Origin of the sequence: Methylotuvimicrobium sp. (assembly GCF_050611805.1) — a bacterium.
Classification (GTDB): domain Bacteria; phylum Pseudomonadota; class Gammaproteobacteria; order Methylococcales; family Methylomonadaceae; genus Methylotuvimicrobium.
Window position 1 is genome coordinate 51,291 of sequence record NZ_JBNGHF010000026.1, and the last position, 11,341, is coordinate 62,631.

At 47.7% G+C, this 11,341-nt stretch carries 8 protein-coding genes; 4 read left to right on the top strand and 4 right to left on the bottom strand.

Annotation, left to right across the window (positions count from 1 at the left end):
• Positions 1–66: 66 nt before the first annotated feature.
• Positions 67–3,126 carry a BPTD_3080 family restriction endonuclease gene (locus ACRJJO_RS13530; protein ID WP_431066230.1) on the bottom strand — a complete coding sequence of 1,020 codons (3,060 nt, stop codon included), beginning with the start codon at positions 3,124–3,126 and terminating at the stop codon, positions 67–69.
• Between the two features lie 402 nt (positions 3,127–3,528).
• Entirely contained in the window at positions 3,529–4,350 is an 822-nt protein-coding gene (locus tag ACRJJO_RS13535) for a thermonuclease family protein (protein ID WP_431066231.1), read from the bottom strand.
• Positions 4,351–4,845: 495 nt separating this feature from the next.
• Between ACRJJO_RS13535 and dtd the strand changes: the two genes are divergently transcribed.
• A complete protein-coding gene (gene dtd, locus ACRJJO_RS13540) occupies positions 4,846–5,292 on the top strand; it encodes a D-aminoacyl-tRNA deacylase (protein ID WP_431066232.1) in 447 nt (148 codons plus the stop codon).
• Between the two features lie 25 nt (positions 5,293–5,317).
• Here the strand turns inward: dtd and ACRJJO_RS13545 are convergent, their stop codons facing one another.
• Entirely contained in the window at positions 5,318–5,458 is a 141-nt protein-coding gene (locus ACRJJO_RS13545) for a hypothetical protein (RefSeq protein ID WP_431066233.1), read from the bottom strand.
• A gap of 330 nt (positions 5,459–5,788) precedes the next feature.
• Between ACRJJO_RS13545 and yegQ the strand changes: the two genes are divergently transcribed.
• Positions 5,789–7,129, top strand: a complete 1,341-nt coding sequence (yegQ, locus tag ACRJJO_RS13550) for a tRNA 5-hydroxyuridine modification protein YegQ (protein ID WP_431066234.1) — start codon at positions 5,789–5,791, stop codon at positions 7,127–7,129.
• A gap of 188 nt (positions 7,130–7,317) precedes the next feature.
• On the opposite strand, the gene ACRJJO_RS13555 is transcribed toward yegQ, so the two are convergent.
• The gene (locus ACRJJO_RS13555; RefSeq protein WP_431066235.1) at positions 7,318–9,342 is read right to left on the bottom strand and encodes a cache domain-containing protein; all 2,025 of its coding nucleotides are present in this window, start codon (positions 9,340–9,342) and stop codon (positions 7,318–7,320) included.
• A gap of 225 nt (positions 9,343–9,567) precedes the next feature.
• Between ACRJJO_RS13555 and rraA the strand changes: the two genes are divergently transcribed.
• Positions 9,568–10,053 (top strand): ribonuclease E activity regulator RraA, encoded by a 486-nt coding sequence (gene rraA / locus ACRJJO_RS13560; RefSeq protein WP_404359653.1) that lies wholly within the window; start codon positions 9,568–9,570, stop codon positions 10,051–10,053.
• 213 nt (positions 10,054–10,266) lie between these two features.
• Positions 10,267–11,211 (top strand): 4-hydroxy-3-methylbut-2-enyl diphosphate reductase, encoded by a 945-nt coding sequence (gene ispH, locus ACRJJO_RS13565; RefSeq protein WP_431066236.1) that lies wholly within the window; start codon positions 10,267–10,269, stop codon positions 11,209–11,211.
• The last annotated feature ends 130 nt before the right edge of the window (positions 11,212–11,341 follow it).

Consider the following 11,341-nt stretch of genomic DNA (forward strand, 5'->3'; position numbering starts at 1 on the left):
AAAAAGTGCTGTTTTCTATGTATATCGACAGGAACATGTATAGCAAAGCGGCAAAATCTATACATATCAATTTTGGCCTTGGCTAACTGCGTCCAGCAACTTGGCAAATTCGGCTTCGACCTTGGCTTCGAAGTCCGTTTCGATTTGATATACCTCGGTAAACTCTGCAAAGGCCCATCGGCCATAGGTAAGGAGGTTGTTGACACCGGGTATCCAATAGGTATCCATGGTGGCTTTTTTGTCTTTGGCGTCTTCGCGTCGATAGCCTTTAATCTCGACGATCAGATTTAGCAAGTCATCCTCGCCGTGGCCATCGTCCACGCGAACAATGAAATCGGGCAGGTATTTACGGGTTTCCGAGCCATAGCGATAAGGCACTTCCAAGCCCAGACTATGGTTTTTGACATAAGCTTTTACTTTGGGATGTTTTTCCGCAACGCGGCAGAATTCCGCTTCCCAATCGCTATCGAGTACCACCCAATTGATGTGACAACGGTTTGCAGCGGTTTCCCAGCGATTGGTTTTAGAGGTGTTGAAACTGACGTGATTCGTTGAACCAGTGGGATTGTAAGGATCTAGCACGGCTTTGATTGGACGCGTACCGACCAATGTTCGGGTGATGGCGGCGGTAATGCGTTCGCAAGCCATGTCTGCCAGTTCTTGATACATCAATTGGGCCGGATAAGTGCCGCCTTTGCATTCCAGGCAGGTATCCAGCCACTGTTTCGTGATGCGTTTGAGTTGGCCAAAAAGATGTAGTTTGGCTTCGTCGCCCGGATCGCGCCACTTGGTGTAGAGCAAACGTTGAGTCAGATGGAACAATAAGCTCGACATGCGCATGTCGCCGGTGTGGACCAAGTTAAGGTCCACGGATTCGCCGATGATGCCGGCATTTTGGGTAACGGAAGGCCCCACCAAATCAGGTGTTAATTGCAGGATGGAATCGGTATTGAATTCTGCTGTGAGACGTTCTTCCGGTAGTTCGACCCGGTAGCCCTGCACTCTGGGGAATTGAATGACCAATTGATCGCGATCAGGTCTGACCGCTTTGACTTGAATGGTTTGTCTGGGCGGTTGCGGAGGTGCTACGACGGGTTTGGCGGTGAAGTCGAACGGTATCCCCAGAACGTCGGCATATTCGACATTGAACCGGTTTTCCTCGTTGAGTTCGTAAGATTGGCGGCGTAAGGAACGACCAATCACTTGTTCGCAAAGTAATTGGGTGCCGAAAGCGCGAACACCCAAAACGTGAGTTACCGTGTTGGCATCCCAACCCTCGGTTAGCATGGAAACTGAAACCACACAGCGAATGGATTCGCCTAATCGGCCTTCCTTGCCGACGGTGTTCATCACTTCACGTAATAGCTCTTGATCGGATAGATTCTCGGCTTGTTTGCGGTCGCCGGTACGCTCGATGATTTCGCGTCGGAAGCGTTCGATTTCGTCGCTGGCCATATTGCGAAAATTATTGTCGAGCGCTTCGCCGGATTCGAGCTGCTCACTGTCGATGAGCAACGTATTGGGCCGGGCTAACTGATTGCCATGTTCGTCGAAGTTACGAAACAGTGGCAATCGGCCATTCACAAAACCGGATGAGCCATCCTGGTTTTCCGGACGAAAACCGGAAATGTAGTCGTAAACCAGTTTAGATGTGCTGGTGTTGTTACAAACCACGATAAAACACGGCGGCACTTTGATGCCGCTAGCCTGCCAGAGCTGGTAGGTCTCTTCGTAATGGCCGTAGAGCGCTTCCAGTGCGGTTTGTAATTCGACCGGAATACTTAAAGGATCAAGCGTTTTACCCTGGCCTCGTCCTTTTTTAGGCATTTTTTTGCCTATATGGTCCCATAGATTGCGAAATTTGGGCATTTCCGCTCCAGGAATATTGTCCGCAACCGGAACGCGCGGCAATTTGACGATGCCGCATTCGATGGCATCCATCAAGGAAAAATCGCTCATTGCCCAGGGAAATAGCGTGCCTTCGACATAACCCGACCCGCTGAGAAAGAACGGCGTTGCGGATAAATCCATTACGCGCTGAACGCCTAATTTACGATTGACGGTTTCTAGACCGGTAATCCAGAGTCGAGCGGCTTCGCGGTTTTTTTCGGCTTCTTTCTTTTCGTCACCTTTAAGACCCTCGTCATTTTGATTAGGCTTTTCACGATAGCAGTGATGGGCTTCGTCGTTGAGTACCATAATGTTTTTCATGCCCATCAATTCCGGCATGACGCGCTGCAGCATTTGGCCTTCCGTTTCGAGCGTACTTAACGCGTCGCTTCCACGACCTTGCAATAACCGTCGATTACCTTTGGATATTTCCAAGCGCTCGCGCAATTTGAAAACATGGTAATTGGTAATGACGATTTTGGCACGCTCTATATCGCTCAGCATGTCGCCGGGCACAATTTCACGGCTTTGGTAGTAGCTATCGGGATCGTTGGGCTGCAGCACCCTTAAACGATCACGAATGGTTAATCCCGGTGTAACGATCAAAAAACCACGCGAGAAATTTTTGCTATTGGGACGGCGTACGGCGTTGACGGTTTGCCAAGCGATGATCATAGCCATCACTGTGGTCTTGCCTGCGCCTGTAGCAAGCTTTAATGCCAAACGCAGCAAGCCGGGGTTAGCGTTTTGATTGGCTATCTCCAAGTGCTGGATGAAGCGTTTGCCTTGTTTGCCGAGCTTGGGAGCGACTTCCGTCAACCAGATAGCCGTTTCTACGGCTTCTATCTGACAGAAAAACGGCTTCACGCCATTAAATGAGTGATGACGCCAGTGCTGAAGCAAACGTGCGGTTTCAGGCGTAACTAACCAACTCGTCGGATCCGGTAGCTTGCGCCAGTCATCTATGCTTTTACGCAATTCATTGATGATTGGGGTTGGGTCATAACGCTGATCGCTTGAAGAAATTTCATCGGATTCCTCAAATTCGAATAGCTGAGCCTGTTCGCCGGCACCTTTCCGTTTCTTCGGTTTTGGGATGGGGGTAATAAATTCTGCCCGTCGGCGCTGCTCTACAATGTGCTGCGTGGGTTGTCCTTTATCATCGAGTTCCCAATGCCTTGCCGGATATTCGTAAGGCGAATTGAGGATGGGCTTGCTGAAAAATTCGTTTTCCATCTGGTTCTATTTTTCCAGTGACCGATTTGGAAGAGTCGGATAGGGTCTTGAAAGGGCTTGGTTATCAAGTGTCGGCCGAAGCTTCGAGGCAAACGCTAAACGTTTAAGACGCCGACTCATGGCTGAACTATAAAGTGCGGTACATAGTATGTCAAAAAAAACAACACACTCCGTCGATAAAAGCTTAGGCCATAAGCTCTACATATTTAAGAAAAAATTATCATTTGGTTGCGATTATAGTCATCGCGCTTCAAATTTCATTTTTTCCCCTCTCTCCCTGATGCACTGCTATTAACCTAAAAAATCAGTTGCGCATTCTCAATCCCGTTCGCCCTGAGTAAAGTAAGCTCACTTAAACGATTTTTCAATCAAAAGGAAGTAGCCTATAAGATTTACTGCCTCTCAGAGTATCTTGACCGAACTAGGATGCCGAATCAGCATCGAAAAACGCTCCTTGGACCGATTGAGCCAACCGCGAATTTCGACTTCTTTGCCGACATATCCTTGAAGGTTTGGAAACAAGGCTAGATTGGCGCGTTCGATACGAAAATCGACGCGTTCGCCAAGCGTCAAATAAACATATTTACGCGTCGTTCTGATTTTTTTGACGCGCCCGGAAATTCGCTGCCAACCTCTATGATTACCCAATCGAATACTCGATGCCGGCTTGATTCGGTATTCAGGCCGTCTCCAGATGCCGCGAAAGTTTTTTTCGGCTTCAGTTTGGGCGAGGAGCAGTTCGTCGCTATAACGTAAATTCGGCGGAAAAACACTGAGTGCAGCCAAGCCTAATCTAACCAGCTCTAAATTGAGGTGCAGGCCGTCCTCGGTAAATAAATGTGCGAGCGCCCGCCCGTATTTGTCCTTTTGTTCGGTATCGAGAACCAAACGCACGCGCTTGCCTTTCAATGCGTGAGTTAACCAACGTTTAGCTTCTTCGCCTCCAGCCTCCGCGTTTTTATTGCGTCCTTCGACCTCCGGCGCGTTGATACCGAGTAAGCGAATTTTTCTACCGTCTGCCAGCTTCACCGTGTCTCCGTCATAAACATATTGAATACGGTGATAAGAATAGCCAGGGTTTATCGTAAGACGCTCGGCGCCTTCTCGTCGCTTGTCCGAAAAATATAATTTGCCGTTTTCATCTTGCCAGCGATAAATTTCATCGGCGCAGGCGGCAGAGATACCCAGCAATAGAACAATTGATTTAAGCAAGACCTGGAGCATGGATTTAGGATTTCGTGAAAAATAACTTCCTGGAACTATGAGTTTTGTAGCGGGTTCGGTAACTCGCTTGACAGGACGCCGTGAACCCAGCACCTAAATTATCCAAGTTAATTAACCATAGCCAATGGGTTATGGAATTTAGGTGCTGGATGAATACGTCCGTGTAGGCTTGACGGCGGCTTTCCCTGCCGCCGACACCTGCCAATCGAATTACCGAACCTGCTTGCCTTGCATTAAAAATAGGGAGGTTATTTATGACCAAATCCTTAATAAGGTTTAACCTAGAAAAAGCATTTCACCATGAAGATAATGAAGAATAATGAGTTAATGCAATAACTTGTTGCTCGTTCGTATAAAACTTTAAGCTCTTGAGCTACTTAATGAACTTCATGTGCTTCATGGTTAAACTGCCGATTTTTGATTTAACGATTAGCCGATATCGAGCCGGAACGCTATAATTCCGTGCCAAAAAACGCTATTGTACAGAAACATCCCATGATATCCGTTATTCAACGCGTGGCCTGCGCAAAAGTAACTGTTCAGCAACAAGACATCGGCCTGATCGAACGCGGCATACTCGCTCTGGTCGCGGTCGAAAAAAACGACACCGAAAAGGAAGCGGACCGCTTGCTGGAGCGAATCCTTAACTACCGCATTTTCGCCGACGCCGAGGGCAAGATGAATCTCAGTTTGCGTAACATTGACGGCGGCTTGTTATTGGTGCCTCAATTTACGCTCGCGGCAGACACCGACAGCGGCAATCGGCCTAGTTTCAGCCGAGGCGCTTCCCCCGAACACGGTTTGACGCTCTTCAATTATTTGCAAAAAAAAGCTGTCGACTTGCATACACAGGTTCAATTCGGTCAATTCGGCGCCGACATGCAAGTCTCGCTGGTTAATGACGGGCCGGTGACCTTTAGTTTAAGAGTCTTCCCGCGCTGAATATTTGCGCACCTAGGCGCAATGTCTAACCGCCGCCTTCATCTTGCCGCTCAGCACGATCTTTCGCGTGTTCGGGCAATCTTGGAATCTTGGCGGTTCGCAACAAAATCAAAGCACTGCCGATAATCAGAATTCCCGCCAAAAATACAAAAAACCAAGCCGCCATTCAATTTCTCGCCGCGTCAATAGAATCGAAAAAAGCTCCACGCCCGGAATTTATACCGTAGATGAATTCGGCACCGGGGTGCCCGTCAAAGGACGCAGTGAATAAATCCATGCTGGCAAAGCCTTAGCCGAGCACCCCGGCGCCTCCTAAGACACTGCCGAAATTTGAAGCGCGAAAGGTATAACGAGTAAATTACAACGATTTGCGGACGGATAGAACTTAAGTGATAAAATATCGTCAATTATGAATCATGATTCGACGGCGCCGTTCCTCAAATTCGCTCCGCACCGAATCTTTTCCAATCGCTGATTATACGACTCTAACCTAATAATGAAATCCGTTGAATTACTTTCTCCTGCCGGAACCCTTAAAAACATGCGTTACGCTTTCGCTTACGGCGCGGACGCAGTTTATGCCGGCCAACCGCGATATAGTCTGCGCGTGCGCAATAACGACTTTCTGGCCGACAACTTAGCCAAAGGCATCGACGAAGCGCACCGGCTCGGAAAAAAGTTTTTTCTGGCGACCAATGTCATTCCGCATAATAGCAAAATCAAGACTTTCCTAACCGACATCGCTCCGATCATCGCGATGAAACCGGATGCATTGATCATGGCGGACCCCGGTTTGATCATGATGGTTCGGGAAAATTGGCCGGAAATGCCGGTGCATTTGTCCGTACAAGCCAACACAGTCAACTATGCCACGGTTAAGTTCTGGCAAACAATCGGGGTGCAACGCATTATTCTGTCCCGAGAATTGTCGCTCGATGAAATTGCCGAAATCCGCCAGCAATGTCCGGACATGGAATTAGAAGTCTTCGTGCATGGCGCGCTGTGCATTGCCTATTCGGGCCGCTGCTTGCTGTCCGGTTATTTTAACCACCGCGACCCGAACCAAGGCACTTGCACCAATTCCTGCCGCTGGAAATACGACACACTGCCAGCACACGAAAATGCCGAAGGCGATTATGTCTTGGACGGCGGCGCCTTGTCGATGTCTGAAATCAGTAATGCCAGTTGCGGCGGCGCCGAGCGCCACCCCTTAGCCGATAAGGTTTATTTTTTAGAGGAGGAAGGGCGTAAAGGCGAACTGCTGCCGGTCATGGAAGATGAAAACGGCACCTACATCATGAATTCGAAAGACCTGCGCGCGATCGAACATATTCAACGCTTGGTCGAAATCGGTGTCGACAGCCTTAAGATAGAGGGCCGAACCAAATCGCATTATTATGTGGCACGAACCGCGCAAACCTATCGCCAAGCAATCGACGACGCACTGGCCGAACGTCCGTTTAATCCGCAATTGCTCGGCGTCTTGGAAAACCTTGCCAACCGGGGTTATACGGACGGCTTTTATCAACGCCACCACACGCATGAGCATCAAAACTATATTACCGGTTATTCGAAAAGCCATCAGCAACAATTTTGCGGTGAAATTAGACACTTCGATTCGGCGACCGGCATGGCCGAAATTGACGTCAAAAACAAATTCTCGGTCGGCGATAAAATTGAATTGATTTTACCCGAAGGCAACCGCGACATTATCGTCGAACATATGGAAGACCTGCACGGCCAACCGATGCAAGAAGCTCTAGGCGGCGGCTACGAGGTAAAAATACCGCTACCGGAAATAAGCCCGCAACACGGACTGTTGGCGCGTTATTTTTAGGACTTGGTCATAAATATACCCGTCGTAGCTCAAAATTCGGCGCCTGGGTGTCCGCTAAAGGACGCCGTGAAACGTCCATGTAGGCTCTATGCCAGCTCCATGCTGGCAAAGCCTTATCGGACACCCAGGCGCCTCCTCTGGCACTGCCGAAATTTGAAGTGCGAAAGATATAACGCAACCATAAGCTTCTAAAATGGAATGAACACAAATGCGAATACATCGTTGCTATAGCCGTCAACGGTTTTGTATTCGCGGTAACCTTTCGACACAGCCATTCCTAAAACATATTGGACACCATTGTATTGAATGACTTCGGAACCTCTTTGTCCGGTCCGCATCGCAAAAAAACGGTCGTCGATCGCCAGCGAATCTCCGGCGCCGAGCGATGGGTGATTAGCCGAAGCAATGATCATCTTATTGCGGTCGGTAAAAAACGCAAAACATCCTTCGAGCAGCTTTCCCGCTTCGTCGCGCGGTAAAACTTCATCGAGCATGCTCGAAAACTGCGGCTCACTATCAAAAACGATGCCGATCCCGCCGAGTACTCGATCCGGGCTTGCCAAATGCGTGATCGAGGCATTGTAAATATAGGTATAGCGGTTACCGTAAAATGGCGTCCTGATGAAGGGCGAAACGCTGTAGCTCTGTGAATCGCTATTCCTCAACGCAGCCGGCGCTCCGCTTCGCTCGTCGACTTGCATGCCTAATAACGAGCGCTCGTAAGAACTCGACACCGCCAAGATACGACCGCTTTTATCGTAAAGATAAAGATTGGTATAAATCGTGTACAAAGCGTTGATGTATTGCAATATGTCCGTCATCCGCTGCTCATCCTTTACCGAAATTTCCGGTTGAGCCAAACAGTGTCTAAAAGTGGATGTCAACGCCCACCATCGGCAATCGTTAGCCCGTTCGTATAAATTACGATCCATGATATCGACCGCCAACGACGCTAAAAACCCTGCATTGTTCAAATGCGAGGACATGACCGTGACTTCCTGAAGGCTATTGACCGAATCGGCGAAAATATTCGCAATATCGGAACCGATTTGTTTGATGGCCTCCAAAACCGGCATAAATTCGGCCGCATTTTTCCGAGCCGATGCAATCTGACCGTTAAGCACCAACAAGCCGAGGTCGGCATTTATATCGGAAGAGGCCTTGCGAATATCTTTCAACTCTTGAGGGAAGGTACTGGCTTGATCGATAATATCGGTGTAAGCGCTTCCCCTATCGACTGCTTCATTACGTTTAAAAGCCGTTTCCAACGGCGTCATCATGCGCCCGGTCCAACCTAATCCGAAAAAACCCTGATACCCTTTGGTTTGTCGAGTGTTAATGATATATTCGCGCAGCTTATACGATGCAATACTTACCGGATTAGCATTAGCAAAAGCCGCTTGTAGCGGCAGTAATTGCTCATCGCTACTGGCGATTACTTTTCCGTCGGTACCCAATATCATTAGCGTGCCATCATCATCCGCCGCTAGTAGATCGCCGAAAATGCCAGCCATTTCATCGTCGAACCGAAAACATAAACATAAAACGCCTATTGCTTTCGATCCTTGTTGGTTACTTTCGGTTATTTTGCAGGAATAAATCAGCGAATGCCGTTTATTCGACTGTAATTCCGAATATCGAAACGTTTCGGTATATTCCGCACTCGATTTTAGAGTTTCGGCAATGAGAGGATCCGTTGAATGACTGATCGGGTTCTCGTTGTCCAAATGCGCTTTAACCCGCCCCTCGGTATCGAAAATAATGATCTCGTCATATACGCTATACTTTTTTACATATTCGCGCAGTCGATTTTCGATAAAATCAATTCCCTCCCGATCTGAGTTTCCGGAAATAAGGAAAGAGCGAATATCGTCGTCTGTGGCCAAAAAACCCACATCCGCAGTGCGTTCGAATAAATTACGAATCAGTAAATCGATCGCGACTTGCGCCTTCGATGAATTATCAAGCACTAATTTTTTCAAATTCTCGACCAGCAAATTATAAGTCAGCTTCTGTTGCAACTCGCCGAATTTACTTTTCGTCAAATTCATGTCGTCAAGAATGGTCGACGCCACATTATGGCTATTGATCTTACCGATCAACGCAATTTTCCCCCACCAATCGTTTAGCGAGGCAAGACGAGCTTCGTAACTCTTTACGGCCGGCATGGCAGACAATAACTTAGTTTTATTCGTTTCAATTATCGTGTTCATAAATAGCTTAATTTATCCGTCATCACCCCCAAAACTTAAACACTAATCATGCCAAAATGATATTTCAAGTAGAAATAAAATACCCGCCTTGGTCTATTCTTGAGTAATGCACCACTATGACACAATGAAGCACCAATTCGACTCCTCAAATACATCCATCACAAACTATTTTTACCTCAATTCTGTTATGATATGTTTCCAACAGCCTTAATCACGGTAATGCCAATGACGTTTACCACTGCCGATCTATGTGACGAATACTCCGGAATTAACGGCTTTCAAATCGCCGACCCCACTTTCAGAATATTCGGAGCAACGCCGGCTTTTTGCGGGCAAATTACGACGATTAAAACTTTTGAAGACAATGCATTAGTCAAATCAACCTTATCGACAAAAGTATCGAGACGCGTCTTAGTCGTCGACGGCGGAGGTTCGCACCGCTGCGCCCTGATCGACCGGGAGCTTGCTCAATTGGCCTACGATAACGGCTGGCAAGGAATCGTGGTCTATGGCTGTATTCGCAATGCGGCCGCAATCGATACGATTCCGATCGGGATTCGCGCGCTCCACGCGCATCCGCTTAAAAGCACAACAAAAGGCCAAGGAGAACAGGACAGCATTGTGACTTTCGCAGGCGTACAATTTAGAAAAGATTATTTTTTATATGCCGATAGTGATGGAATTATCGTCTCAGAGGCAGAATTGAGTTAACACAGCCCTTACTAAATATAGCGCATTCTGCCTAATCTATTAAATTATACAAGTTAAAAAATCATGCCCGCTTTTACGCAGCTTTTTAAAAGACTCAGGCTACAATGTAGCACCATACCATTCGCTTTTATTCAATATTCAATATTTTATGATTGGCAAATGTTAAAGCTGGGTTAAAATAAGCTCACCTTAACCTACTAATTTAGTCAAGATATGCAAATAATACTCGCCAACCCCCGTGGATTTTGTGCCGGAGTGGATAGGGCCATTGAAATCGTTGATCAAGCTCTCGAAGCGTTCGGCGCCCCGATATACGTCCGCCATGAAGTCGTCCATAACAGAACTGTCGTCGACGGCCTTAAAGATAAAGGCGCGATTTTCATCGAAGACTTGAGCGATGTCCCTGTCGGCTCTTATTTGATTTTCAGCGCACACGGCGTTTCGAAAAAAGTCCAAGAAGAAGCCGAGGAGCGTAATTTAACCGTTTTCGATGCAACCTGCCCCCTAGTCACCAAAGTCCATTTGCAGGTTGCCAAGCACGCCAAACAAGACAGAGAGGTCATACTGATCGGTCACGCCGGCCACCCGGAAGTCGAAGGCACAATGGGTCAATATGAAAAATGCACCGAAAACGGCGGCATTTATTTAGTCGAAACACCGGAAGATGTCGCTAAGTTGGAGGTCAATAATCCTAATAATCTGGCCTACGTGACGCAAACGACGCTGTCCATGACCGACACAAAAGTGATGGTCGACGCACTCCGAGCACGTTTTGCCTCAATTCAGGAACAGAAAAAGGACGATATATGTTATGCCACGCAAAACCGGCAGGATGCCGTTTATGATCTTGCCAATAAAACCGATTTGATTCTCGTGGTCGGCTCTCCGAATAGTTCCAACTCTAACCGCTTACGGGAAATCGCCGAACAACTGGGCAAGCCCGCTTATCTAATCGACACTGCTAACGACATGAACCAAGAGTGGTTCGACGACATCTCTGCCGTAGGCGTTACTGCAGGAGCATCGGCACCGGAAGTTCTGGTACAAGAAGTTATCAACCAATTGAAAGCCTGGGGCGGTCAATCGATTACTGAAAACAAAGGCATTGAAGAAAAAGTCGTCTTTTCCCTGCCCAGAGGCCTAAAAAAAACCGCATAACCTTTGGCTTTTAGGAAAATCCGGGCAAGGAAGCCCGAAACACGAATCAAGCACTAACTCCTCCTATAACTCGCCCACCATTCACCATTCACCATTCACCATTCACCATTCACCATTCACCATTCACCAT